A 25,611-nucleotide genomic window follows, 5' to 3' on the forward strand; every position below is an offset into this window, starting at 1 on the left:
TGATCATGCCGGCGATGAACTTCGTCTCCTACCTCTCCTACGTGCTCATCGCGGTCGTCGGCGGCCTGCGCGTCGCCGCCGGCCAGATGACCATCGGCGACGCGACCGCCTTCATCCAGTACTCGCGCGAGTTCTCGCAGCCGATCGGGCAGATCGCCGGCATGGCGAACATGCTGCAGTCCGGTGTCGCGTCGGCCGAGCGCACGTTCGAGTTCCTGGACGCGGAGGAGCAGATCCCGGAGTCGGACACGCAGCACCTGCCGGAGCGCGCGAACGGCCGCGTCGAGCTCGACCACGTCGACTTCTCCTACGACCAGGAGACCGAGCTCATCCGCGACCTGTCGCTGTCCGTCGAACCGGGCCACACGGTCGCGATCGTCGGTCCGACCGGCGCCGGGAAGACGACGCTGGTGAACCTCATCATGCGCTTCTACGAGCTGAACGGCGGCACCATCCGGCTGGACGGCATCGACACCACCGAGCTGTCCCGCGCTGAGCTGCGCAGCCAGGTCGGCATGGTGCTGCAGGACGCGTGGCTGTTCTCCGGGACGATCCGCGAGAACATCCGCTACGGCCGGCTGGACGCCACCGACGACGAGGTGATCGCCGCGGCGAAGGCGACCATGGTCGACCGCTTCGTCCGCCAGCTGCCGGACGGCTACGACACCATGATCGAGGCCGACGGCAGCAACGTCTCGGCCGGCGAGCGCCAGCTGCTGACGATCGCGCGGGCGTTCATCGCGAACCCGTCGCTGCTCATCCTCGACGAGGCGACCTCGTCGGTGGACACCCGCACCGAGCTGCTCGTGCAGCACGCGATGGCCGCGCTGCGCAGCGACCGCACCTCGTTCGTGATCGCCCACCGGCTCTCCACCATCCGGGACGCGCACACGATCCTGGTGATGGAGAACGGGCGCATCGTCGAGCAGGGCGACCACGCGACGCTGCTGGAGAGGAAGGGCGCGTACTACGACCTGTACATGACCCAGTTCCGCGGCGCTGCCACCGAGGAGGACGAGAAGAGCGCCCCGGCGCCGGTGTCGTAGTCGCCGTCGACGGGTCCGCTGCACCGGGCGGGCGCCCTCTGTTAACGCACGTTTCGGCGCGCGAGCAGCGGAGGGCGCGTGCCCGGTAGCGTTCCGGCAGCGAGCCGCGCGACGTGGCTCGGCCCTGCCCTCGAACCGAAGGATCCGTCATGGCCAGCGACACCGCCGTCACCTCCGCCCCGCCGCGCGTCCGCGTCATCGCCTCGGATGCGGAGGCGCGTGCCGTCGCCAGGGACTTCGCCGAGTCGGTGCGGCCCTACGCCGCGCAGATCGACGCGGAGCGGCGCATCCCGGACGAGGTCGTCGACGCGTTCAGCGGCAGTGGCCTGTGGGCGATCACCGTCCCGCGCGCCTTCGGCGGCGCCGAGGTGTCGCACGCCACGCTCGCCGACGTGATCGCGACCGTGTCCGCGGTGGAGCCGTCGCTCGGGCAGATCCCGCAGAACCACTTCTGCCTCGTCGAGGACATCCGGCTGTCCGGGACCGCGCAGCAGCAGGCGTTCTTCTTCGACCTCGTGCTCGGCGGCGCCCGGTTCGCCAATGCGTTCTCCGAGGCCGGCGGCAAGACCGTCGCCGAGATCCAGACGCGCCTCGTCTCCGACGGGGAGGACGTCGTCGTCACCGGCCGCAAGTTCTACTCCACCGGCTCCGCGTACGCGCACTGGATCCCGGTGCTCGCGGTGGACGAGGACGGCCTGGAGAAGCTGGTCTTCGCCGAGCGCGGCAGCGACGGACTCACCGTGGTCGACGACTGGTCGGCGTTCGGCCAACGGGCGACCTCCAGCGGGACCGTGCTGCTGGAGGGGCTCCGCGTCCCCGCCGACCGGGTGTTCCCGATGCACACCGAGTACGAGAACCCGACCATCGCCGGGCCGTTCGCCCAGCTCACGACGCTCGCGATCGACCTCGGCATCGCCCGCGGCGCCATCCGGGAGACGCACGACGCCGTCCGCGCCGCCCGCCCCTGGATCGACAGCGGCGTCGACTCGGCGAGCAAGGATCCGCTGACGCTGGAGCGCGTCGGCCGGCTGGACATCGACCTCGCCGCCGCCGAAGCGCTCACCGAGAAGGCGGGGCAGGCGGTGGACGCGGCCAAGCCCGCGGCCGACGAGCAGAACGTGGCAGCCGCGTCCATCGCCGTCGCCAGGGCCAAGGTGCTCACGACGGAGCTGGCGCTGGAGGCGTCGTCCCGGCTGCTGGAACTCGGCGGCACCCGTTCCACGCTCGGCGCGAAGGCGCTCGACCGCTACTGGCGCAACGCGCGCGTGCACACCCTGCACGACCCGGTGCGCTGGAAGCCGGTGATCGTCGGCGACTACGTGCTCAACGGCACGCTGCCCGCGCGGCACTCCTGGATCTGAGCGGAGCCGACCCATGTCCCGGCAGATCCGCCTCAACGCCTTCACCATGAACACGGTCGGGCACCTCTCGCCCGGTCTGTGGCGGCACCCGCGCGACGAGTCGCGCCGCTACCTCGACATCGACTACTGGACAGGCCTCGCCGCGACGCTCGAACGCGGCCTGATCGACGCCGTGTTCCTGGCGGACGTGCTCGGCGTCTACGACGTCTACGGCGGCAGCAGCGACGCGGCCGTGCGCGGCAGCGTGCAGCTGCCCGTCAACGACCCGCTGCAGCTGATCCCGGCGATGGCCGCCGTGACCGAGCACCTCGGGTTCGGCGTCACCGCGAGCGTGTCGTTCGAGCATCCCTACCCCTTCGCGCGGCGGATGTCGACGCTCGACCACCTCACCCGCGGCCGCATCGGCTGGAACATCGTCACCAGCTACCTGAACAGCGGCGCACTGAACCTGGGCGTCAGCGGCCAGGAGGCGCACGACCGCAGGTACGAGATCGCCGAGGAGTACCTCGAGGTCGTCTACAAGCTGTGGGAGCGCAGCTGGGACGACGACGCGGTCGTCGCGGACCCCGCGACCGGTGTCTACGCCGACCCGGAACGTGTGCACCCGATCGAGCACGCCGGCGAGTTCTTCCGGGTGCCGGGCATCCACCTCAGCGAGCCGAGCCCGCAGCGGACGCCGTTCCTGTTCCAGGCGGGCGCCTCGCCCCGCGGCGTCGCGTTCGCGGCGGCGCACGCCGAGAACGTCTTCGTCGCCGCCCCGTCCAAGCGGGTGCTCGCCGGCCAGGTGTCGGCGCTGCGGGAGGCCGTCGCGGAGGCCGGCCGCGCCCCCGAGGCCGTCGCGGTGATCAACCAGCAGACGGTGATCGTCGCAGAGACCGACGCGGAGGCGCAGCGCCGCCTCGACGAGTACCTGGCGGTCGCCTCCACCGAGGGCGCGCTGACGCTGATGTCCGGCTGGACCGGCATCGACTTCTCCCGGCTGGACCCCGACGCCGTGCTGCGCGACCAGGAGTCGAACGCCATCCAGTCGGTCGTCCGCGCCTTCTCGGCCGCCGATCCCGACCGCGAGTGGACCGTGCGCGAGATCGCCGAGTACGCGAGGATCGGCGGTGACGGGCCCGTCATCGCCGGCTCGCCGCAGACGGTCGCCGACGCGCTGGAGGAGTGGGTGGACACGACCGGCGTCGACGGCTTCAACCTCGCCGCGGCAGCGGTCCCGGAGACCTGGGAGGGCGTCGTCGACCTGCTCGTCCCCGAGCTGCAGCGCCGCGGCCGCTACCAGACCGCCTACCGGCCGGGGACGCTGCGGGAGAAGCTCACCGGCGCCGGACCGCGGGTCGACGCCGCGCATCCCGCCGCCCGGGTGCGCATCGGCGAGCCCGTCGGCAACATTCGGTAACCCGGCGCGACAGCGCCGCCCGGCCGCCGCTACAGTCGGCCCACCCCCGAACCCGTCACCACCCGACCCCCCGAGGAAACCCATGGCCATCGACGACCAGACGACGGCGCCCGCCGCCGCGACCGCCCCCGCCCGCTCCCGCCTGCGCGGCAACCTCGGCGTCGCCTCCATCGTCTTCATGGTGGTGGCCGCTGCCTCCCCGCTCGGCGTGATCGGCGGCCCCGTGCCGCTCGGCATCGCGAACGGCAACGGAACCGGCTTCCCCTTCACGTTCATCGTCGCCACCGTCGTCCTGCTGCTCTTCGCGGTCGGCTTCACCACGATGACGCCGTACGTGAGGTCGGCCGGCGCGTTCTACTCGTACGTGGACCGCAGCCTCGGCCGCAGCGCCGGCCTCGGCACCGGCTTCGCCGCGCTGCTCTCCTACCTGACGCTCGAGGCGGCGGTGTTCGGCCTGATCGGCCCCGGGATCGGAGCGCTGCTGGAGTCGTACGGCGTGCCGAGCGTCCCGTGGTGGCTGTACGCGCTGGTCGCGTTCGCCGTCGTCGTGCTCCTCGGCTACCGCAACATCGAGCTCTCCGGCCGCGTGCTCGCCGTGCTGCTGGTCGCGGAGGTCGTGATCGTGCTCGTCCTGGATGCGGTGATCGTGTTCTCCGGAGGTGGCCCGGAGGGGCTCTCCACCGGCATCGTCTCCCCGTCCGCCATCGCCTCCGGCGCCCCGGGCATCGGCATCCTGTTCGCGATCCTCAGCTTCATCGGATTCGAGGCGACCGCGGTGTTCCGCGACGAAGCCCGCGACCCGGACCGCACCATCCCGCGCGCGACGTACCTGTCACTGGTGCTGATCGGCGTCTTCTACGCGCTGTCCAGCTGGGCGCTGATCAGCGCCGTCGGCGACTCGAAGGCCGTGAAGACCGCTGCGGACAACAGCGGGACGCTGCTCGCGGACGTGACGCAGCAGTACCTCGGCACGGTCGGCGAGCACATCATCCAGGTGCTGTTCGTGACCAGCCTGTTCGCGTGCATCCTGTCGTTCCACAACATCGTCTCGCGCTACATCTTCACGCTGTCCGGCCGCGCGGCGCTTCCGCGGCGCCTCGGCCACGCGCACGCGCGGTTCGGCTCCCCGCACCGTGCGTCGGTCGCCGCCGGCGTCGTGGTGGGCGTCCTGCTTCTGGCCGGGGTGGTCACGGGCCTCGACCCGATCAACCAGTTCTACACGTGGCTGGCCGGCTTCTCGTCTGTCGGGATCGTCCTGCTGCTCGGTATCACGAGCGTCGCCGTCCTGGTCTTCTTCGCCCGCAACCGTGGCACGGGCGTCTCCCTGTGGCGGCGTGCCGTCGCGCCGGCGCTCGGCCTGGTCGGCCTCGTGGTGTTCCTGGTGCTGATCGTGCAGAACCTGCCGACCCTCGTCGGCGGCAGCGTCCCGCTCGCGGTCGGCATCATCGTCCTGCTGCTGGCCGCCTTCGCCCTCGGGCCGGTGGTCGCGACGCTCCGTCGCAACGCCGGCGTGGTGGAGGACGAGGCGTCCGAGTAGCCGTCCGAGCGGACGAAGGCCCCCGGCGGAACCCGCCGGGGGCCTTCTCGCCTGTCGGGCCGCTACGCGAGGGCGCCGATGGCGAAGCTCACCGCGCCCTGGTCGTCGACCTGCGCGTCGAGCACCTTGTCGTCGAGCGCGACCGCCGCGCCCGGCTCCAGGAAGAGGCGGGCACCGCCGGACTCGACCACCTCGTCGGCGGGCTCGGGCGACGGCGTCACCGCGGCGGCGAAGGCCGTGTTCTGCGGGTTGCTGCTGCTGATGCGCAGGCCCGCGGTGTCGTCCGGAGCCTGGTCCGTGAGGGTCTTGACGATCGTGCTGGCGTTCTCAGTCAGGGTGAGCACGTACTCTCCTTCCGTTGTTACCTCCAGGAGGGGCCCACGTTCCCGCCGCCGCCCGGCATCCGCAACCCCGCCCGCCGCCATTGCCAGGAAACATTGAGGCCGCCCGCCCCGCGTGTGCTGCGTCCCGTCACGTCTGCCCCGTCGCGCCGCGGCGCAGGCGTTACCCGGCGCCGCAGACGCCGCCCGGGGTCACTCGAAGGCGCGCAGCAGCTCGCGGTTGAACGCCGGCAGGTCGTCCGGCTTGCGGGAGGAGACCAGGGTGAACGGCCCGTCGTCGACCACCACCTCCTGGTCCTGCCAGGCGGCGCCGGCGTTGCGGTAGTCGGTCTGCAGGCTCGGCCAGCTGGTCAGGGTGCGGTCGCGCACCACGTCGGCCTCGATCAGCACCCAGCCGCCGTGGCAGATCACCGCGATCGGCTTGCCGGCGTCGGCGATCGCCTTCACGAACGACACCGCCGCCGGGAACGTGCGCACCTGGTCGCCGTTGGCGACGCCGCCCGGGAGCACCAGGGCGTCGAAGTCGCCGGCCGAGGCCGCATCCAGGGTCACGTCGACGGGGAACTCGTCCGCCGGGGTGAGGTGGTTGAACGCCTGCACCGTCCCCGAGTCCTTCGACACCAGCTTCGGCGTCCCTCCTGCGTCGGACACCGCCTTCCACGGCTCCACCAGTTCCGCCTGCTCGATGCCCTCCGGGCCCACCAGGAATGCGACCGTCTTGTTCTCGAGTGTCATCTCGTCTCCCTTCGTCCGCACCCATCCGTACTCCGGCGGCGGGGCAGAATGAACCCATGGCGAACATCCCTCAGGTGCCTCTCAACGACGGCGGGAGCATCCCGCAGCTGGGTTTCGGCGTGTACAAGATCCCGGACGGCGAGACCGTGGATGCGGTGCTCGCCGCGCTCGACGCCGGTTACCGGCACATCGACACCGCGGCCTTCTACGAGAACGAGCGCGGCGTCGGCGAGGCGATCCGGCGCAGCGGGCTCGACCGCTCCGAGGTCTACGTCACCACGAAGGTGTGGTGGACGGAGAACGGCTACGACTCCGCGCTGCGCTCCTTCGACGCGAGCCTCGAACGGCTCGGGTTCGACACCGTCGACCTGTTCCTCATCCACTGGCCGGCGCCGAAGCACGACAAGTACGTCGACACCTGGCGCGCGCTGGAACGCATCGCCGAGGAGGGCAGGGCACGCTCGATCGGCGTCGCCAACTTCCACATCCACCACCTGCAGCGGCTCGCGCAGGAGACGTCAACGGTTCCGGCGGTGAACCAGGTCGAGCTGCACCCGTGGCTGCCGCAGACGGCCGTGCGCCAGTACGACGCGGCGCAGGGCATCGTCACGGAGGCGTGGTCGCCGCTCGCGCGCGGACGCATCCTCGGCAATCCGACGCTGGATGCGCTCGCCGCCAAGCACGGCGTCAGCCCGGCGCAGGTGGTCATCCGCTGGCAGCTGCAGCTGGGCAATGTGGTCATCCCGAAGTCGTCGACGCCGGCGCGGATCCGCGAGAACATCGACGTGTTCGGCTTCGAGCTGGATGCGGACGATCTGGCGGCGATCGCCGCGCTGGAGACGGGGGAGCGCACCGGGAAGGACCCGGACGACCTGGGCTGAATCCGCGGCGCTCGCGCGGCGGGCCCGTGCCTCTGGCTGTACGAACCGCTGGGCCACTATGCTGACCGAGCGACGGGTCGCGCGTGCGCAGGGCACGCGGGGGGGTGCCCGCGATCCGCGTCGCAGAGAGCCGGACCATGAGAATCCGCACGCGCATCGCGTCCATCACCGCCGCCGTTGCCGTCATCGCCGCCGGGGGTGCGGCGACCCCCGCGACCGCAGTCAGCGGCACCGTCTACCCGCTCGCCGCGGCCGGTTCGATCGACTCCATCGCCGTCGCGTACCACGGCTCGGACAACCGGCCGCTGCTGCACCTGGTCGGCTGGGCCGCGAACCTCAACGACGGATGGACGAACGGCGACACCGACCTGTCCGGGGTGGAGCTGTTCGTGCAGGGCGCGAACGGCTCGCACACGACCGTCGCCTGGGCGGAGCGGAACGTCTTCGACAAGCCGCGTCCGGATGTGCGGCGCGTCTACCCGTCGGTGGGTCCGAACCAGGGCTTCGATGTCGAGGGCCTCGCGCCCGGTACCGGGACCCTGAAGGTCTGTGCTCGTCTCTACAGCCTGCAGGCGGAGCCGGAGAGCGTCGTGTTCACGTGCACGACGGTGACCGTCCCCGCCAAGCGGACGGGGTTCCAGTCGTCGCCGCTCTACTCCGCGAACCTCGGTCAGGCGGTGACCGTGGGGCTGACGGCTCCGAGCGGAGGCACGGACGCGTACTCGTGGTGGCGGTATCCCAGCGGCGATCCCGGCGCGATGCCCACGCGGATCCCGGGCGCGTCGTCGTCGTCCTTGAGCCCGTCCGCGGCGCTGGTCGGGCACGCGATGTTCGGCCGGATCACGACCAAGCTCGCCTCCGGGACCGTCATCGAGCAGTCCTCCGACCCGATCGCGATCTTCTACCCGACGACCACGACCCCAGAACGGGTCTCCGACAACGACCGCTACTCGACCTCGGTGGCGACCTCGAAGAAGGCGTTCCCCGATGCGACCGCCGGCGTGCCCGTCGCGTACATCGCATCCGGTCTCGCCTTCGCCGACGCCCTCTCGGCCGGCGCGGCAGCGGTGCACCAGCACGGCACCTTCCTGCTCACTCCGCCGGACCGCGTCGATAGCCGCGTGGCCGCCGAGCTGGTGCGCCTGCACCCCGCGCGCATCGTCGTCGCGGGCGGCCCGGCGAGCGTGTCCGAAGCGGTGATCGGCGCGCTCAGGGCCCTGGCGTTCCAGCCGGAGGTGCAGCGGATCGGGGGCGCCGACCGCTACGAGGTGTCGCGAGCGGTGGATGCGGACGCGTTCGGCGCGTCCGTCCCCGCCGTCTACCTCGTCAACGGCTCCGCCTACCCGGACGCGCTCGCCGCGGCCGCGGCGGCGGGCAGCACGGGGCGACCCGTCCTGCTCACCGACGGCTCCCGCTCCGCGCCGGACGCGGCGACCGCAGCGATCCTCGCGGGCTGGGGCACCACCGCGGTGACGATCGTCGGAGGCACGGGCAGCGTCTCGGCCGGGATCGCGAACACGCTCGGCTCCTCGATGACCGTGACCAGGGCGGGCGGCGCGGACCGCTTCGAGGCGGCGGTCGCGCTGGCCAAGACGCTGAAGCCGACCGGTGTCGCGTACCTCGCGAACGGGCTGGGTTACGCCGACGGGCTGACGACCGCCGTCCTCGCCTTCGCCCGTCCTGGCGCCCTCCTGCTGTCGCGCGGTTCGTGCTCCCCGGCGAGCACCATCCAAGGCATGTTCGACACCGGTGTCGGCAGCATCGTGCTGGTCGGCGGCCCGGGCAGCGAGGCCTCCGACGCGTTCAACTTGGCCTGCTGACCGGCGCCGGAAGGAGCCCCGCGCCCTACTCGTAGCTCGGGTGCGCCCCCACGACATCCAGCAGCCAGGCGAGCGAGAACGCGCGTTCGCGCCATGCGGCGTAGCGGCCGGAGACGCCGCCGTGCCCGGCCGCCCTCTCGGTCTTCAGCAGCGCATCCGCGCCGACCTCGCGCAGCTTCGCGACCCACTTCGCCGGCTCCACGTAGAGCACGCGCGTGTCGTTGAGGCTGGTGACGGCGAGGATGCGCGGGTACGTCGTGCGGTGGACGTTCTCCACCGGGCTGTACGACTTCATGTAGTAGTAGACGTCCTCGTCGTGCAGCGGGTCGCCCCACTCGTCCCACTCGATCACCGTCAGCGGGAGCGACGGGTCGAGGATCGAGGTCAGCGGGTCGACGAACGGCACCTCGGCCAGGATGCCCGCGAACGTGCGCGGTGCGAGGTTCGCGACGGCGCCCATCAGCAGGCCGCCCGCGCTGCCGCCCTGCGCGGCCATCCGGTCGGGCGACGTCCAGCCCTGGTCGATGAGGTGCCGGCCGGCGGCGACGAAGTCGGTGAAGGTGTTCTTCTTGTGCAGCTTCTTGCCGTTCTCGTACCAGAGCCGGCCGAGCTCGCCGCCGCCGCGCACGTGAGCGATCGCGAACACGACTCCGCGGTCGAGCAGGCTCAGCCGGGGGATGCCGAACGACGGGTCCATGCTCGCCTCGTACGATCCGTAGCCGTAGAGCACCAGCGGCGCCGGCTCGCCCGGCGTGACCAGGTCGCGGCGGTAGACGAGGGAGATCGGGATGCGCGTTCCGTCGTCGGCCGCCGCCCACTCCCTGCGCTGCTCGAACAGCTCAGGCTCGAACTCGCCGAGCACCGGCTGCTGCTTGCGCAGCGTGAGGCTGCGGGTGCGCACGTCGTAGTCGTAGACGCTCGACGGGGTGACGAAGCTGCCGTAGCCGAGGCGCAGGAACGGCTGGGTCCACTCCGGGTTGCCGCCGACGCCGACGGTGAACAGCTCCTCGTCGAAGTGCAGCTCGTGGAGGGTGTCGTCGCCGGTCGCCGCGGCGTCCGTCGCGCCGTCCGCCGGCTTCGGGGGGATGCACGCGACGGCGACCCTGGTCATCCCGTCGCGGCGGTACTCGACGGCGACGAAGTCGCGGAACGCGTCGACGCCCTCGATGCGCACGGCCGGGTTGTGCGGCAGCAGCACGCGCTGCGCGCCCTGCGGGTCGTCCGCCGCGACGCTGACGAGCTCGAAGTTGATCGCATCCCGGTTGTGCACGATCAGCAGCCGGTCGCGGCCGCCAGCGACCACGTGCTCCACGTCGTACTCGACGCCCTCCTCGCGCGGCCAGACGACGCTGAACGTGCCGGTCGGGTCCTCGGCCGGCAGCAGCCAGGCCTCGCTGGTGATGCTCGACCCGGCCTCGATCACGAGGTACCGGCGGCTGCGGGTGAGCCCGACGCCGATCCAGTAGCGCTCGTCCGGCTCGTGGAACACCTGGACGTCCGCCTCCCCGTCCGGGCCCTGGCCCACCCGGTGCCGCCAGACGGTGTCCGGCCGCCAGGCGTCGTCCACCGTCGTGTAGAAGAGGTGCTCGCCGCTGGGGTCGAACAGGGCGCCCGCGGCGGTGCCGGCGATCTCGTCCGGGTACTCGGCGCCGTCGCCGGCGAGCGAGCGCACCCGGATCGTGTAGCGCTCGTCGCCCTCGGTGTCCACGGCGTAGAGCAGCCGGGTGCCGTCCGCGCTCACGTCGAAGCTGCCGAGCGCGTAGAACTCGTGCCCCTCCGCCTCCGCGTTGTCGTCGAGCAGCACCTGCTCTCCTGGCAGGCCGTGCTGCTGCGCGTGCTCGTCGAGCGCGGGCGGCTCCCAGTCGTCCGCTCCGGCGATCGGGGCGCGGCAGTGGATGCCGTACTGCTTCCCCTCGACCGTGCGCGTGTAGTACCACCAGTCGCCCTCGCGCACCGGGACGCTCAGGTCGGTCTCGCGGGTGCGGGTCTTGATCTCGTCGAAGATCTGCTCGCGCAGCACAGCCAGGTGCTCGGTGCGGGCGTTCGTGTACGCGTTCTCCTCCGCGAGGTGCGCGATGACGGCCGGATCCTCCTTGTCGCGCAGCCACTCGTAGTCGTCGATGACGGTGTCACCGTGGTGGCTGCGTTCGGTCGGCTTCTTCGGGGCGACGGGAGGGGTGAGCATGCTCCCCAGGCTACCGAAGCGTCCCGGGGGTGCCGGCGCCGCGTCGAAGGCGAGCGGTCAGCCAGTGCTCGGTGTGGGTGCGGGCCAGGCGGGCTAGGGCGGTGGGGTGCCCGGTGAAGCCGTGCGGCGCCACCGGGTAGATGCGGAGCTCGACCTCGACGCCGGCGAGGGCCAGGCGGGACGCCAGGGCGAGGTTGTCCTCCAGGATCACGTCGTTCTCGCCGATCACGATGAGCAGGGGCGGCAGGCCGTGCAGGTCGGCGAACAGCGGCGAGGCGTCCGGCGCCGTGCGGTCGGCGTCCGGCCCGAAGTACGCCTCCAGGAAGTACTCGTCGGCGATCCGGGCGCCCCACGGCGTGCGCCCGCTCAGGTCCGACGTTCCGGCCTCGAGCACACCGCCCGCGAACGCGTCCAGGCCGCGGTCGCGCAGCCGGAGCAGCGTCGTCATGGCCATCGTCGCACCGGAGGACAGGCCGCCGACCAGGAGCCGCGACGTCCCGAACCGCTCTGGCGCGTTCCCCGCCAGCCAGAGCGCCGCCGCCTCGCAGTCGTCCGGCGCGGCCGGCCAGGGATGCTCGGGCGCGAGCCGGTAGTCCACGCTCACGACCGCGAAGCCCAGCCGCTCGGCCAGCTCGCGGTTACGCACGTCGTTCCTGGCCGCCGCATCCATGTAGAAGCCCCCGCCGTGGATGTCGAGGTAGACGCCCGCCGGCCGTGTTCCGCTGGGCAGGAAGATCCGCACCGGGACGTCGCGGCCGCCGGCCGACACGATCTCGACGGTCGGGGGAGGCGTCGCCTCCGGGGTCGCGGCACGCAGCGCGCGGACCTCGCGCAGCTCCGCCTCGCTCGCCGGCCCGCGGCCAGAGGGGCGCTTCGCGTAGAACTCCCGCGCGTCCCGCAGCGTGTCCTCGTCGACCTCGACCAGCAGGCTGTCCCGTGTGAAGCGCACGTCCGCCAGGCTAGCGAACCGACGGCGTGCCGAGGCGGACGCTAGCGCGCGGCGCCGAACGCGAGCAGCCCCGCGCCCGTCCGCCCGGCGTCGCCGCCCAGCCCGCTGCGCACGATCTGCGGACGCTCGCGCCAGGCGAGGCCGCCGGACACGGCCCGCTCCAGCGGGAGGAACAGCGCGTCGCCCGCGTGCGACACCCCGCCGCCGAGGACGATCACGCGCGGGTCCAGCAGCAGCGTCAGGATCGTCAGCCCCTGCGCGAGCACGTGCACGGCCTCGCCCCAGACCCGGTCCGCGATCGGGTCGGCGCCGAGCCGGTCGACGATCTGGCGCGCGCTGAGGGCGTCGCCGCCTGCCGCACGGTACCGGCGGGCCACGCCGGCCCCGGACATGTAGACCTCGAGGCAGCCGCGCTGACCGCACGTGCACGGCTCGCCGTCCGGCACGACGGGGATGTGTCCGAACTCGCCTGCGGCGCCGGTCGCTCCCGTGATGGTGCCGCCCGCCGTCACGAGCGCGGCCGCGACGCCGGTGCCGATCGGGACGAGGACGAAGTCGTCGGAGCCGCGCGCCGCGCCGAGCGTGCGTTCGGCGAGCCCGGCCGCGCGCACGTCGTGGCCGACCGCGACGGGGATGCGCAGCTCGCGGCGCAGGATGTCGAGCAGCGGCACGTCCCGCCAGTCGAGGTTGGACGCGTAGTGCACGATGCCGCGCTGCTCGTCGAGCATCCCCGGGGTCGCGACGCCCGCGCCGACGACGGGGCCGCCCGCCCGCTGGCGCAGGTCGCGCAGCAGGTCGATCAGCGCGCCGAGGATGTCGCTGGACGGGGTCGGCCGGGTGAGCTCGCTGACGACCACGCCGTTCTCGGCGACGACCGCGCCCTTCATGGCGGTGCCGCCGAGGTCGACCGCGAGAGCGAGGGGACCGGCGGAGGCGGCAGCGGCGAGGTCCCCGGCGGCAGACGCGTCGGTCCCGACCGCGACGGCCGTCTCCGCGCTCACGCGGCGACCTCGTCCGCGCCCACCGTGCGCACCGCCGCGACGACCGCCTCGACCAGCGCGCGCGAGGTCGTCTCGCGCGTCCCCGCGTCGTACACGCTGGTGCCCTGCGCGGCGCTCGGCACCGTCTGCGCCGCGCGCAGGTGCACCTCGCGCACGCCGGTCCGGCGCACGAGCGCCGCGGCGTTCGCCGCGCGGACGCCGCCTCCGGCGAGCAGCACGATCCTGCCGTCCGCGCGCGTCACGAGCCGTGCGAGCGCGTCGGCACCGTCCACCGCCGTCGCCGCCCCGCCCGAGGTGAGCACGCGCGTGACGCCGAGCTGGATGAGGGTGTCCAGCGCCGCGTCCAGGTCCGGCGTCTGGTCGAACGCCTTGTGGAACGTGACCGGCGCGTCCCCGCACGCCTCGACGAGCGCGCGCGTCGCCCGCTCGTCCACCGTCCCGTCGGGGTTCAGCGCGCCGATCACGAACGCGAGCGGGACGCCGGAGGGATTCGGCAGCGCGCGGATCGCGTGGATGTCCGCGACCATCGCCGCCAGCTCGCCGGCGTCGAACACGAAGTCGCCGCCGCGCTGACGCACCAGCACGTTGACACCGAGCCGGGTGGCCATCCCGAGCGCCGCGGCGACGGTCCCGATCGACGGGGTGATCCCGCCCTCAGAGAGCGCGGCGCACAGCTCGATGCGGTCGGCGCCTGCGGCCTCGGCCACCCGGACGCCCGCGAGGTCCTCCAGGCAGATCTCGACGGCGATCGGCGCCGTCACGCGACGCGCTCCCGCGCGTCCGCCAGGTCGGCGCCGACCTCGATGCGGCCCACCGGCACGCCGCCGCCCAGCACGGGCAGGTCGACCAGCGCGGTCGCGCCCGCGATGTCGGTGCCGAGCGCCTCCAGCACCCGCAGCGCCAGCAGCGTCGTCGCCCTCGGGCTGCCGTCGATGATCTTCATCGCGACGGCGGTGCCGTCCGGCGCTGCGACGCCGATGACGCCCTCCGCGCCGCCCTTCGCGAGCGCGCCGGGGACGGTCTCCATCAGCGTCGAGTTCTGGTGGCCGCTGCCGCCGACGTAGAAGGGATGCGTGCGCATCGCGTCCGCGACGGCGCGCTCCGGGGTGCCATCGGCGGCCGTCACGAGCCGGCCGAACGCGCGCGCGATGCCGCGCACGGTCGTCCCGAACAGGGGCGCGCCGCAGCCGTCGATCGCGTCGTGACCGACCGGGACGCCGGTCACGGCCGCCATGGTCTCGCGCACGTGCCGCTGCAGGGGGTGCGCCGGGTCCAGGTAGTCGGCGGTCGGCCAGCCGTTGCCCGCGGCGGCGAGCAGCATGGCCGCGTGCTTGCCGGAGCAGTTCATCCGGACGCGCGCACGCGGCTCGCCGGCGCGGACCATCCTCTCGAAGGTGCCTTCGTCCTCCGGCCGGTCGACGGGGCAGCCCAGCGCATCCTCGCCGACACCGGCGCGGGCGAGCAGGTCGCGCACGACGCGCACGTGCTCGTCCTCGCCGGTGTGGCTGCCCGCGGCGATCGCGAGCTCCGGCCCGGCCAGCTCGGCGCCGGCCGTCAGGCACGCGAGTGCCTGCAAGGGCTTGACCGTACTGCGGGGCAGCACCACCGCGTCCGGGTCGCCGAGCTCCAGGAGGGCGCTGCCGTCCGGGGCCAGGGCGACGAGGCTGCCGAAGTGGCGGCTCTCGATCAGCCCCGAGCGGCGGACGGCGGCGAGCTCGGCGATGGCACGGACGGCGGTGGTGCTAGACATGGGACTCTTCCTGGTGCGGGGTCGCCGGCAGCGCTGGCAGCACCGGCTGGGCGGACGGGCGGCGTCGCGGCCCGCGCTGCAGGCGGGAGGCGAGCGCGGAGAGGCTGCCGTTGACGACGAGGTAGATGACGGTCACGGCCACGTAGGTCGGGATGAGCAGGTGCAGATAGGAGGCGAGCACCTGGCCGCGGTAGAGCAGCTCGGTGAAGGCCACGATGTAGCCGAGAGAAGTGTCCTTGAGCAGGCTGACCAGCTGCGTGACCAGCGACGGCGTCACGTTCCGGAACGCCTGCGGGAGCACGACGTGGCGCATCGCCTGCACCGGGCGCATCCCGAGGCTGAGCGCGGCCTCGCGCTGACCGCGCGGCAGGCTCAGGATGCCCGCGCGCACGATCTCGGCGAAGACGGCGGAGTTGGCGATCGTCAGCGGCACGACGAGCTTCCACAGCGTCGGCAGGTTGATCCCGAGCTGGGGGAGGCCGAAGAGCATCAGATAGATCATCAGCAGCACCGGGACGGTGCGCGCGATCTCGATGTAGAGGCCGCACAGCCAGCGCACGGGACGGACGCTGCTGACCCGGCCGAGCGCGAGCAGCACGCCGAGCAGGCCGCCGAGAACGGCGACGATGGCGGCAGCCTCGAGCGTTCCGAGCAGGCCGACCAGCAGGTACTGCCAGATCGGCCACTCGGTGAACGGCGCCCAGCGGGCCGGGTCGAGCTGGCCGTGCGAGCCGAACTGCCAGAGGCCGTAGCCGACGACCGCCGCGATGGCGACGACGCTGACGATCGAGCCGACCAGGATGCGTCGCCGGCCGACCGGGCCGGGCTCGTCGTACATGAACGCGGCGGCATACGTCCGTCGCGGCCGCTTCGCGCGCAGCGGCGTCGGCCGGTCGGGGATGAGCTGTGCGGTCATCGGGCGATCGCCACCTTCCGTTCGACCCAGCCGGCGGCCAGGCCGATCGCGAGTGCGATGGCCATGTAGATCAGGCCGGCGCTCGAGAAGATCAGGATGGGCTGGGCCGCGACGAGGTTGATCTTGTTGACCTCGGCCGTGAGCTCGACGACACCGACCGCCGCGGCGAGGGCGGTGTTCATCGCGAGGGCGATCATCACGTTGCCGATGGGCTGGACGACCGCGCGGAGCGCCTGCGGCACGACGACGTAGCGCAGGGACTGGCCGAGAGTGAAGCCGAGCGCACGCGACGCCTCCACCTGCCCGACCGGGATGGTGTTGACGCCGGAGCGCACCGCCTCGGCGACGTACGCCGCCTCGTAGACGGTGAGCACGATGATCGCGGTGGGCGTCAGCGGCAGCAGCAGCCCGGCGTCCGGGAGCGCGAACACCGCGAGCAGCAGCAGCGCGAGCAGCGGGACGTTGATGAAGAACTGCACGTAGAGGAAGGCCGCGGCGCGCAGCACCGGGATCGGGCTGACGCGCGCGATCGTGACAAGCACGCCGAGCACGATCGAGCCGACGCCGGCCACGACCGCCATCAGCAGCGTCGTGCCCAGGGCCTGCAGCAGCGGCCCGATGTTGTCGATCAGGGGGTTCATCGCTCGCTCACTCGTGAGGAAGAAGGAGGGGAGGGCGGGGCCGCCGGTGCGACCCCGCCCGGGGACGGGTCAGGAACCCGGGACCGAGCCGATCTCCGGCGGGGTCGGGATCTCGGAGTCGGTCACGGTGCCGAGCGTGGTCTTCCACGCCTTGCCCCACTGGCCGCCCTTCTGGATGGTCTTCAGCCAGGTGTTGACGAACGTCTTGAAGTCGTCGTCGCCGTGCTTGAGGCCGATGCCGTACGGCTCCTTGGTGAACGGCTGGCCGACCACCTTGATCTGCTTCTCGCTCGCCGCGTCGCTGGCGAGCAGGGTGTAGTCCTGCACGTACGCGTCGCCCCGGCCCTGGATGAGCGCCTGCACGGCGGCCGGGTCGGTGCCGAACGCGGTGACGGTCGCCTTCGGGGCGATCTTCGGCACCTCGGTGACGGCGGGCGTGTTGGCGCCGACGATCACGGTCTTGCCGTCGAGGTCCTTCTCGCTCGTGATGTCCTTGTTGTCGCTCTTGACGGCGACAGCCAGGCCGGACTCGAAGTACGGGCCGGCGAACGCGACCTGCTTGGCGCGCTCCTCGGTGATCGTGTACGTGTTGAACACCACGTCGACGGTGCCGTTGGCCAGCATCGCCTCGCGGGTCTCGGACGCAGGCGGTACGATCTCGACGTTCGGCTTGCCGATGATGTAGATCGCGAGCAGCTTGGCGAGGTCGGCGTCGAAGCCGCTCACCGTGTTCGGGTCGGTCGGGTCCTGCTGCGAGAGCAGCGGGGCGTCGAGCGCCTCGGCGACGATCAGCTTGCCGCGCTTCTTGATCTTCTCCATGGTCGAGCCGGAGAGGATGAGGTCGGCCTTCGCGACCGGCGCGCCGGAGAAGACGCTGTCGGAGGAGGCGGTGGAGCTGGCGTCGTTGCCGGGCAGTGCCGTGGTGCCGGATGAGCAGGCGGTGACGGCGAGCGCCACGGCCGCGAACAGGGCGCCGGCGAAGGCGGCCCTCCTGCGGGTCGTGCTGCGGGTCATGTGTGCTTTCCCTTTCTGATTCGGACGGGGTTCGGTGCTGTGTGGAACGGTGGAGCGTCGGCCTCTGCTCAGTGCGAGAGCACGGAGGCCAGGAACGACCGCGCCCGCTCGGTGCGGGGCGAGTCGAAGAACTCGGCGGGCGTCGCCTCTTCGACGATCTGCCCGCGATCCATGAAGACGACCCGGTCGGCGGCGCGCCGGGCGAAGCCCATCTCGTGCGTGACGACGATCATCGTCATGCCCTCCTTGGCGAGCGAGGTCATCACGTCGAGGACCTCGCCGACCATCTCGGGGTCGAGCGCGCTGGTGGGCTCGTCGAAGAGCATCACCTTGGGCTGCATCGCGAGCGCGCGGGCGATCGCCGCGCGCTGCTGCTGGCCGCCGGAGAGCTGGGCGGGGTGGCTGCCGGCCTTGTCGGCGATGCCGACGCGGTCGAGCAGTTCGAGGGCCTGGCGCTCGGCCTCGGCCTTCTTGACCGTGCGCACCTGGACCGGGGCGAGTGCGACGTTGTCGAGCACGGTGCGGTGGGCGAACAGGTTGAACGACTGGAAGACCATCCCGACCTCGGCGCGGAGGCGGGCGAGTGCGGCTCCCTCCTGCGGCAGCAGCTCGCCGTCGACGCGGATCTCGCCGCCGTCGATGGTCTCCAGGCGGTTGATCGAGCGGCACAGCGTCGACTTGCCGGAGCCGGAGGGGCCGACGACCACCACCACCTCGCGCGGTGCGACGTCGAGGTCGATCGACTTCAGGACGTGCAGCTCGCCGAAGTGCTTGTCGACGGCGCGCAGGCTGACCATGGGCCGTGCGTTCGGTGCTTCCATCGGGTTCCTCGCATCATCGTCGGTCAGGATGCGATGAGCGTACTAAGTAAGTCCCGTTCGTGCAATTTCGAATTTGCTTCGTTCGATATCGAAGAAAGTCGCTACAGTATTCTCATCGAAGACGAGCGCGCCGCTGGCGCGTCACACGAGGGGATGCGCCGAAGATGAGCAGCACGCACACCGCGGCGCCGGGGAGCGCCCAGGCGACGCCCGGCGGCATTCTGCACCTCGTCCGCTCCGGCCGCGCCAGCTCGCGCGCCGACATCGCCCGGCACACGGGGCTCTCGCCGTCGACCGTCACCCAGCGCGTCGACGCGCTGCTCGGCGCCGGCTTCCTCCGGGAGGCGGGGGAGGGAGTCTCGCACGGCGGCAGGCGCCCGCGCGCCCTGGAGGTGGACGCCAGCTCCGGCGTCGTCGCGGCGGCGGACCTGGGCTCGCACCACGCCACGTTCGGGCTCTTCGACCTCTCCGGCCGGCTGCTCGCCTCGCGCACCGAGGAGACGGACATCGGCTCGGGCCCGGACAGCGTCCTGCGCTGGATCGCCGCGACCGCCCAGGAACTGCGCGACGAGCACGCGGCGCCCGGCCAGGAGCTGCGCGGCTTCGGCATCGGCCTGCCCGGCCCGGTCGACTCCACGACCGGCCGCATGGTCTCGCCGTCCCGGATGCCCGGTTGGAACGGCGTCGACGTCGCCGCCGAGCTGCGCGCGATCACCGGGCTCACGGTCGCCGCCGACAACGACGCCAACCTGATGGCCCTCGGCGAGCATGACGCGCTCGGCGGCGGAGCGGACGGCGACGGCGGCCAGCTGGTCTTCGTCAAGGCCGGCTCCAGCATCGGCTGCGGCGTCGTCGCGTTCGGCGGCGTCTACCGCGGGCACCACGGCATGGCGGGCGACATCAGCCACGTCACCGTCCCCGGAGCGCCGGACGTGCTGTGCTCGTGCGGCCGGGTCGGCTGCCTGGACGCCGTTGCCGGCGGCGCCGCCATCGTGCAGGCCCTGCGCCGAGACGGCGTCGAGGTCGCCGACACGACGGACGTGCTCGCGCTCGCCAGGGACGCGCACCCGCGCGCAACGCTGATGCTGCGGGAGGCGGGCCTGCGCACCGGAGGCGTGCTCGCCACGATCATGAACTTCTTCAACCCGCAGCGGCTGGTGCTGGGCGGCATCCTGGGCGAGGCGGAGGCGTTCGTCGCGGGCGTCCGCTCCGCGATCTACTCCGACTGCCTGCCGATGATCACCGATCAGCTCGACATCGCGGTCAGCCAGGCGGGCCGCGAGGCCGGCATCCGGGGCGCGGGACGGCTCGTCCTCGACGCCCTCTTCGACCCCGCTCGCGTCGACCTCGCGGTGCGGTGAGCATCCCGGCGGACGTAACCTACAGGACGGCCGGTATTGGTTTCAACACCCAGTTCTGGGTGACGTCTCCGCCCCCCATCTGCCGGTAGACAGGTCGGGAGCCCAGGGGAATGTGGGCTCGCGGTTCCGGGGGATTCAGCTTTCGATGCATCACGGGTTGGCTCCTGCCCGGTTCCGTCACGTCATGCGGGTGGATCGGAGCTGATACGAGAATGAAGAAGAAGCTGGCCATGACGGTGGCCCTCGGGGTGACCGTCGCGGGATTGGCGGTGCTCTGCGGCGCTGCTGCTGCGGTGGGGAGCAGCCAACAGACGCGCGCGCTCAGCGCGACGACGGCGACGTTCGATCCGGCGGCCCCGGGCGCGGATTCCGCGGTCGCGGCATGCACCGCGGTCTTCGAATCGGACACCGACGTAACCGGCATGGAGTCGTTCGAGGAGGCGCTGGACCACGCGGCACAGGCACGGTCCGCCGACGCGAGCTGGTCGGTGCTCCACACGGATCTCGAATCGTATGCGAACGCGTACGTCGCCTTCCAGGAGAGCGGCTACACGGCCGGGGTCTCGGCAGCGGGTGAGGCGTACGACGCGTTCGCCGCCGACTGTGCGCAGATCGGGGTGGCTGCAGATGCGAGCTGAGGATCGGACGCCTGGAACCTGGTGGTCGCGATCGCGGGATCGCGTCCGGGCCGTGCTGGTGCTGACGGCGGCTTTCGCGCTGGTCGCGGCCATCCTGGTGCCCGTGGTGAAGTCGGTTCCCGCTTTCGCCGATGCGGGCTGCGGTGCTGCCTGCACGAGCGTGTCGTCGGACCCGAAGACGCTGGCAGGTGAGCTCGTGGTCGCTGTACAACAGGGCAAGTTCCACGAAGCAACGATCGTCAACGGCAGCATCATCCACAATGAAATCGAGAAGATCGCCGATGGCAGCGTCGAGCCCGACTGCAGAATCGACTATCGCGTGCTGCAGACGTTGGTGGTCACCGTCCGGGCGTACGGCGACGTCGTCGTCACGGATCTGAATCGTTGGTGCGCCGACGACGGCGAGCACAAGTGCACGAAGCCCGGTTCGAGCCCGTGGCACTGCGCGCGACCGGCGATCGCCATCGACTTCGGAAGCGTAGGCAAGCAGACGGTCGATGGCAGCAACGCCGCGTCTATCGGCCTGCTCCGGTTGCTGAACTCGTTCCTGCCCGCAAACATGCATGTCGGTCAGATCGGCTGCAACGGGCGCCCGAACCTCGTAAGCGCGTATGGCTTCGGCAATCTCAGCCGAGAGTTCTCTGACACATGCAACCACGTCCACATCGACTTCGGTTACGCGTCCGGGACGCTCCGCGTCACCCCGCCCGCATCCCAGACGCCGCCGCCGGCTCCCACAGGGTTCAAGTCGGTGCTCGGCCCCGGCGACTTCTCGGGTGACGGAAAGGCGGACCTGCTGGGAGTCACTCAGGACGGCGTGCTCCGACTCTACGCAGGAGACGGCTACGGCCACTTCACGGCGTCCACGGGAACCCAGATCGGAGTGAGCTGGGGTGCCTTCAAGCAGATCCTCGGTCCAGCGGATTTCGATGGTGACAAGAAGCCCGACCTGCTGGCGATAACGACCGACGGGGCGCTGCGCCTGTACTCCGGCAACGGTTCGGGCGGGTTCCTCGCTGCGACCGGGCGTGTGATCGGCTCGAGCTGGGCCGACTTCAAGACGGTCACCGGGCCGGGCGACTTCGATGGGGACGGCAAGAACGATCTGCTCGCGGTCACCACGGACGGCGCCCTCCGCCTCTACGCAGGCAACGGGACCGGCGGGTTCCTCGCGTCCACAGGGAAAGTGATCGGTTCGAGCTGGAACCAGTTCGTCCGGGTTCTCGGCCCTGGCGATTTCGACGGCGATGGCAAGAACGATCTGCTCGCGGTGACCACGGACGGCGCCCTTCGCCTGTACCCCGGCAACGGCACGGGTGGATTCCTCGCCTCGACGGGCACGGTGATCGGCGCTGGCTGGGCCGGCTTCCGGAGCGTCAACGGGCCAGGCGACTTCGACGGAGACGGTAAGGCGGACATGCTCGTCGTCGCCTTCGACGGCACCCTGACGATCTACTCGGGCGATGGAGCGGGTGGATTCCTGCGCTCCATTCCCTTGGTCATCGGCTCGTCGTGGCAGAACTATCCCTCGGTGGTCACGACTCCGGACTTCGACGGCGATGGGAATTCCGACATTCTGGCGACGACGTCCTCGGGAGACCTGCTCCTGTACCGCGGCTCTGGGACGGGTCGGTTTCTGAACGGGGCGGGCGGTACCAGGATCGGAAGCAGCTTCGGCCAGTACAAGCAGATCCTCACGCCGGGCGACTTCGACGGCGACGGCAAGTCCGACCTGCTCGCCCTCAAATCGGACGGAACGCTCTATCTGTGGGCCGGCAACGGCGCGGGCGGGTTCAAACCGGGAACGGGTGTGCTCATCGGGTCGAGCTTCAACACGTTCACGCAGATCGTCACTCCCGGTGACTTCTCCGGCGACGGGTTCGCAGACCTGCTCACGCTCAAGTCCGACGGAACACTCCTGCTCTACAAGGGCGACGGGACTGGACACTTCCTGAACGGCAGCGGCGGCACGGTCATCGGCTCGGCGTTCAACACGTTCGTCCGAATCCTGCCTGCGCGCGACATCGACGGCGACGGGAAGGTCGACATCATCGGTGTCAGGCCTAACGGCGACCTCAGGGTCTTCCTCGGCAACGGGAGCGGTGGCTTCCGGAACGGGAGCGCACCGCTGCAGGGCGGCCGCGGCTGGACCGGCTTCGCGTCGATTCTCGACCCGATCGACTTCACTGGCGACGGGCGACCGGACATGCTCACAATCCGGAAGGACGGGACACTGACGCTGTGGGCTGGCAACGACAGCCGAGAGTTCCTGACCTCGTACAGTGCAGTGATCGGCGCCGGCTGGTAGGCGACAGCTTCGCTCTGCCGCAGGGCTCCCGGTCTCTGCCGAGATCGGGAGCCCTGCGCTCCGGTCGCCGCGTCCCCCTCGCAGGTAGGGTGGGCCCGTGAGCGAGAATTGGTGGCAGTCAGCGGTCGTCTATCAGGTGTACCCGCGCAGCTTCGCGGACAGCGACGGTGACGGGATCGGCGATCTGCGCGGCATCATCGAGCACCTGGACTACCTCGCCGAGCTCGGTGTCGACGTCGTCTGGCTGTCCCCGATCTACGCGTCGCCGCACGACGACAACGGCTACGACATCAGCGACTACCGGCGCATCGATCCGCTGTTCGGCACGCTCGACGACTTCGACGAGCTGCTGGCCGGGATGCACGAGCGCGGCATCAAGCTGGTCATGGACCTCGTCGTCAACCACACCTCCGACGAGCACCCCTGGTTCGTCGAGTCCGCGTCGAGCATCGACAACCCCAAGCGCGACTGGTACTGGTGGCGTCCGGCGCGCGACGGCCATGAGCCGGGCGAGCACGGCGCAGAGCCGAACAACTGGGGCTCGTTCTTCTCCGGCCCGGCCTGGCAGCTGGACCCGCAGACCGGCGAGTACTACCTGCACCTGTTCTCGCGGAAGCAGCCCGACCTGAACTGGGAGAACCCGGAGGTCAGGGACGCCGTCTACGAGATGATGAACTGGTGGCTCGACCGCGGGGTCGACGGCTTCCGGATGGACGTCATCAACTTCATCTCCAAGGTGCAGGACCTCCCCGACGGCGAGGTGCCGGAGGGCGCGCTGTACGGCGAGGGCTACCCGTTCTTCGGCCAGGGGCCGCGCATCCACGAGTTCCTGCACGAGATGCATGAGCGCGTGTTCGCCGGCCGCGAGGACCGGTACCTGACCGTCGGCGAGATGCCGGGCGTCTCGGTCGACGAGGCGCGCCTCTTCACCGACCCGGCGCGGGCCGAGCTGGACATGGTGTTCCAGTTCGAGCACGTGGACCTCGACCACGGCCCCGGCGGCAAATGGGATCACCGCCCGGCGAGCGTGCTCGACCTCAAGCGCAACCTCGCCAAGTGGCAGGAGGGCCTGCTCGACGCCGGCTGGAACAGCCTGTACTGGAACAACCACGACCAGCCCCGCGTCGTCAGCCGGTTCGGCGACGACGGAGAGCACCGCGTCGCCTCGGCGAAGGCCCTCGGCACCGTGCTGCACCTCATGCGCGGCACGCCGTACGTGTACCAGGGCGAGGAGCTCGGGATGACGAACGTCCCGTTCGACTCCATCGACGACTTCCGCGACATCGAGAGCCTGAACCACTACGCGGAGGCGGTCGAGATCCTCGGTCACGACCCGGAGGAGGTGCTCACCGCGCTCCGCCGGACCAGCCGCGACAACGCCAGGACGCCGATGCAGTGGACGGCGGGCGAGGCGGCCGGGTTCACGACGGGGACGCCGTGGATCGAGGCGAACCCGAACCACACCGAGATCAACGCCGAGGCGGAGGTGGCGGACCCGGACTCGGTGTTCGCGCACTACCGCCGGCTGATCGCGCTGCGCCACGGATCCGAGGCGATCGCCGACGGCGACTTCACCCTCGTACTCGCCGACCACCCTCAGCTGTTCGCCTACACGCGCTCCACCGCGGACGAGTCCATCCTGGTGCTCGCCAACCTGACCGGCGAGGACGCGACGTTCGACACCGCGGAGCTGCCCGGCTGGGAGGGCGCGACGCTGCTGCTCGGCGACGTCACCGAGCGCACCGCGCACGGCACTCTCGCCCCGTGGGAGGCGCTCGTCCTGCGCAGGGCCTGACCGGCTCGCGCGAGCGACCCCTTGCCCGAGACGCCTCGGCGGGTGTGGGATGGGCGCACATCCGGTGAGGGAGCGGGCATGGGCAGCTACGTGGCACGAGCGGAGATCGAGGTGCGGGCGCCGCGGCGCGCGGTCTGGCGGCTGCTGACCTCGAACGGATCGCATCCGGAGATCCTCGGCGGGGCCGAGATCGTCTCGGACTGGCGGCTCGGGTCGCGCATCGTCTGGCGCGGCGAGTGGGAGGGCCGCTCGTTCGAGGACCACGGCCGCGTCGTCGAGCTGGACGACCGCGCCGAGCCGTGGCGGATCGTGCTCACCCACTACAGCCCGATGTCGGGCCAGCCCGACGAGCCGGAGAACTACCACACGCTCCGCTTCGAGCTGGACGAGACGCCGGAGGGCACGCTGGTCACGCTCGACCAGGACAACAACCCGACGGCCGAGGCCGCCCGCCACTCCAGCGACAACTGGGACGCGATGCTGCGCGGCGTGCGGACGATCGCGGAGCGCGAGGCCGGCTACGCCCCATAGACCTCGCGCAGGAACGCGTCGAGGAACACGTCGAACGCCTGGACGGTCGCCGTCCGGTCGCCGGAGAGCAGGAAGCCGAAGTGCAGCCCGGCCGCCGTGTCCACCAGCCAGTGCGCGAGTACACCGGCCCGGCGGGTCTCGACGCCCTGGTTCTTGACCCAGGACTTCACGGTCCCGCGCCACTCGGTGAACGAGGTCGTGATGCGCTTGCCGATGTCCGGGTCGACCGGTTCCAGCGCGCCCGCCTCGAACTGGAGGCGGAGGCCGGTGCGATTCGCGTCCTTGAGCGACGCGCGGAACGCGGCCTTGTACCAGTCGGCGAACTGCTCGCGGCCGAACGCGGGGATGTCGACGCCCTCCTGGGCGGCGGTCTGCTGGCGGACCCCCTCCGCCAGAATCGCGTCGATCATCTCCTGCCGTGATCCGAAGTGGTAGACGAACGAGTAGGTGCTGACGCCGAGGGCGTTGGCGAGGCTGCGGAACGTCATCCGGGAGAGCGGCTCGGTGGCGACGTGATCCATGATCCGTGCCAGCAGCTCCGGCTTGCGGTTGGGGTCAGGTGTGCGTCCCATGGCATAACG

Annotated in this window: 23 protein-coding genes; 11 read left to right on the top strand and 12 right to left on the bottom strand. The window is 71.4% G+C overall.

Translation table 11 applies throughout. The annotated features are described in order from the left end of the window. From ACTHMF_RS07340 to ACTHMF_RS07355, 4 genes are all read left to right on the top strand, one after another. Positions 1-1,046, top strand: a 1,046-nt coding sequence (locus ACTHMF_RS07340) for an ABC transporter ATP-binding protein (RefSeq protein ID WP_440316902.1), incomplete at its 5' end; no start/stop codon positions are given. Positions 1,047-1,195: 149 nt separating this feature from the next. Next, complete coding sequence (locus ACTHMF_RS07345) at positions 1,196-2,407, top strand: SfnB family sulfur acquisition oxidoreductase (RefSeq protein ID WP_314149090.1); 1,212 nt, start codon at positions 1,196-1,198, stop codon at positions 2,405-2,407. A gap of 13 nt (positions 2,408-2,420) precedes the next feature. Next, the gene (locus tag ACTHMF_RS07350) at positions 2,421-3,806 is read left to right on the top strand and encodes an LLM class flavin-dependent oxidoreductase (RefSeq protein WP_440316903.1); all 1,386 of its coding nucleotides are present in this window, start codon (positions 2,421-2,423) and stop codon (positions 3,804-3,806) included. Positions 3,807-3,888: 82 nt separating this feature from the next. Continuing rightward, entirely contained in the window at positions 3,889-5,343 is a 1,455-nt protein-coding gene (locus ACTHMF_RS07355; RefSeq protein WP_440316905.1) for an APC family permease, read from the top strand. A 62-nt stretch (positions 5,344-5,405) separates the two neighbouring features. Here the strand turns inward: ACTHMF_RS07355 and ACTHMF_RS07360 are convergent, their stop codons facing one another. Then, positions 5,406-5,687: a Fe-S cluster assembly protein HesB gene (locus tag ACTHMF_RS07360; protein WP_314149087.1), complete on the bottom strand. Its 282-nt coding sequence runs from the start codon at positions 5,685-5,687 to the stop codon at positions 5,406-5,408. 189 nt (positions 5,688-5,876) lie between these two features. Beyond that, positions 5,877-6,419 carry a type 1 glutamine amidotransferase domain-containing protein gene (locus ACTHMF_RS07365; protein ID WP_314149086.1) on the bottom strand — a complete coding sequence of 181 codons (543 nt, stop codon included), beginning with the start codon at positions 6,417-6,419 and terminating at the stop codon, positions 5,877-5,879. 56 nt (positions 6,420-6,475) lie between these two features. Here ACTHMF_RS07365 and ACTHMF_RS07370 point away from each other — a divergent pair, with 56 nt between their 5' ends. Together ACTHMF_RS07370 and ACTHMF_RS07375 are read left to right on the top strand one after the other, a co-directional pair. Then, the gene (locus tag ACTHMF_RS07370; RefSeq protein WP_314149085.1) at positions 6,476-7,300 is read left to right on the top strand and encodes an aldo/keto reductase; all 825 of its coding nucleotides are present in this window, start codon (positions 6,476-6,478) and stop codon (positions 7,298-7,300) included. A gap of 137 nt (positions 7,301-7,437) precedes the next feature. Continuing rightward, a complete protein-coding gene (locus tag ACTHMF_RS07375) occupies positions 7,438-9,120 on the top strand; it encodes a cell wall-binding repeat-containing protein (protein ID WP_440316906.1) in 1,683 nt (560 codons plus the stop codon). Between the two features lie 25 nt (positions 9,121-9,145). Here the strand turns inward: ACTHMF_RS07375 and ACTHMF_RS07380 are convergent, their stop codons facing one another. The 9 genes from ACTHMF_RS07380 to ACTHMF_RS07420 all read right to left on the bottom strand — a co-directional run bounded on the left by ACTHMF_RS07380 (position 9,146) and on the right by ACTHMF_RS07420 (position 18,397). Beyond that, the gene (locus ACTHMF_RS07380) at positions 9,146-11,305 is read right to left on the bottom strand and encodes a S9 family peptidase (protein ID WP_440316907.1); all 2,160 of its coding nucleotides are present in this window, start codon (positions 11,303-11,305) and stop codon (positions 9,146-9,148) included. Positions 11,306-11,315: 10 nt separating this feature from the next. After that, positions 11,316-12,254, bottom strand: a complete 939-nt coding sequence (locus ACTHMF_RS07385; protein WP_440316908.1) for an alpha/beta hydrolase — start codon at positions 12,252-12,254, stop codon at positions 11,316-11,318. A gap of 41 nt (positions 12,255-12,295) precedes the next feature. Beyond that, positions 12,296-13,255, bottom strand: coding sequence for an ROK family protein (locus ACTHMF_RS07390; protein WP_440316909.1), 960 nt, complete (start codon positions 13,253-13,255; stop codon positions 12,296-12,298). Next, a complete protein-coding gene (locus ACTHMF_RS07395; RefSeq protein WP_440316910.1) occupies positions 13,252-14,016 on the bottom strand; it encodes a copper homeostasis protein CutC in 765 nt (254 codons plus the stop codon). The genes ACTHMF_RS07390 and ACTHMF_RS07395 overlap by 4 nt, the downstream gene beginning before the upstream one ends. After that, the gene (locus tag ACTHMF_RS07400; protein WP_440316911.1) at positions 14,013-15,005 is read right to left on the bottom strand and encodes an asparaginase; all 993 of its coding nucleotides are present in this window, start codon (positions 15,003-15,005) and stop codon (positions 14,013-14,015) included. The genes ACTHMF_RS07395 and ACTHMF_RS07400 overlap by 4 nt, the downstream gene beginning before the upstream one ends. Continuing rightward, complete coding sequence (locus ACTHMF_RS07405) at positions 14,998-15,921, bottom strand: amino acid ABC transporter permease (protein ID WP_440316912.1); 924 nt, start codon at positions 15,919-15,921, stop codon at positions 14,998-15,000. The genes ACTHMF_RS07400 and ACTHMF_RS07405 overlap by 8 nt, the downstream gene beginning before the upstream one ends. Next, positions 15,918-16,562 (bottom strand): amino acid ABC transporter permease, encoded by a 645-nt coding sequence (locus tag ACTHMF_RS07410; RefSeq protein ID WP_314149601.1) that lies wholly within the window; start codon positions 16,560-16,562, stop codon positions 15,918-15,920. The genes ACTHMF_RS07405 and ACTHMF_RS07410 overlap by 4 nt, the downstream gene beginning before the upstream one ends. A 69-nt stretch (positions 16,563-16,631) precedes the next feature. Further along, a complete protein-coding gene (locus tag ACTHMF_RS07415) occupies positions 16,632-17,576 on the bottom strand; it encodes a glutamate ABC transporter substrate-binding protein (protein ID WP_314149600.1) in 945 nt (314 codons plus the stop codon). 68 nt (positions 17,577-17,644) lie between these two features. Further along, positions 17,645-18,397, bottom strand: a complete 753-nt coding sequence (locus ACTHMF_RS07420) for an amino acid ABC transporter ATP-binding protein (RefSeq protein WP_440316914.1) — start codon at positions 18,395-18,397, stop codon at positions 17,645-17,647. Positions 18,398-18,561: 164 nt separating this feature from the next. On the opposite strand from ACTHMF_RS07420, the gene ACTHMF_RS07425 reads away from it, so the two are divergent. The 5 genes from ACTHMF_RS07425 to ACTHMF_RS07445 all read left to right on the top strand — a co-directional run bounded on the left by ACTHMF_RS07425 (position 18,562) and on the right by ACTHMF_RS07445 (position 25,030). Then, positions 18,562-19,758 carry an ROK family transcriptional regulator gene (locus ACTHMF_RS07425; RefSeq protein WP_314149598.1) on the top strand — a complete coding sequence of 399 codons (1,197 nt, stop codon included), beginning with the start codon at positions 18,562-18,564 and terminating at the stop codon, positions 19,756-19,758. Positions 19,759-19,970: 212 nt separating this feature from the next. Next, complete coding sequence (locus ACTHMF_RS07430; RefSeq protein ID WP_440316915.1) at positions 19,971-20,396, top strand: hypothetical protein; 426 nt, start codon at positions 19,971-19,973, stop codon at positions 20,394-20,396. A gap of 52 nt (positions 20,397-20,448) precedes the next feature. Continuing rightward, positions 20,449-22,704: an FG-GAP-like repeat-containing protein gene (locus tag ACTHMF_RS07435; protein ID WP_440316916.1), complete on the top strand. Its 2,256-nt coding sequence runs from the start codon at positions 20,449-20,451 to the stop codon at positions 22,702-22,704. A 97-nt stretch (positions 22,705-22,801) separates the two neighbouring features. Continuing rightward, the gene (locus ACTHMF_RS07440; protein WP_440316917.1) at positions 22,802-24,499 is read left to right on the top strand and encodes a glycoside hydrolase family 13 protein; all 1,698 of its coding nucleotides are present in this window, start codon (positions 22,802-22,804) and stop codon (positions 24,497-24,499) included. Positions 24,500-24,577: 78 nt separating this feature from the next. Further along, a complete protein-coding gene (locus ACTHMF_RS07445; protein WP_314147567.1) occupies positions 24,578-25,030 on the top strand; it encodes an SRPBCC family protein in 453 nt (150 codons plus the stop codon). Here the strand turns inward: ACTHMF_RS07445 and ACTHMF_RS07450 are convergent. Beyond that, positions 25,018-25,602 (bottom strand): TetR/AcrR family transcriptional regulator, encoded by a 585-nt coding sequence (locus ACTHMF_RS07450; protein WP_314147568.1) that lies wholly within the window; start codon positions 25,600-25,602, stop codon positions 25,018-25,020. The two genes, ACTHMF_RS07445 and ACTHMF_RS07450, sit on opposite strands and share 13 nt — an antisense overlap. Between the last annotated feature and the right edge of the window lie 9 nt (positions 25,603-25,611).

Source organism: Leifsonia sp. (assembly GCF_051955155.1).
In the GTDB taxonomy this organism is placed as follows: Bacteria; Actinomycetota; Actinomycetes; order Actinomycetales; family Microbacteriaceae; genus Leifsonia.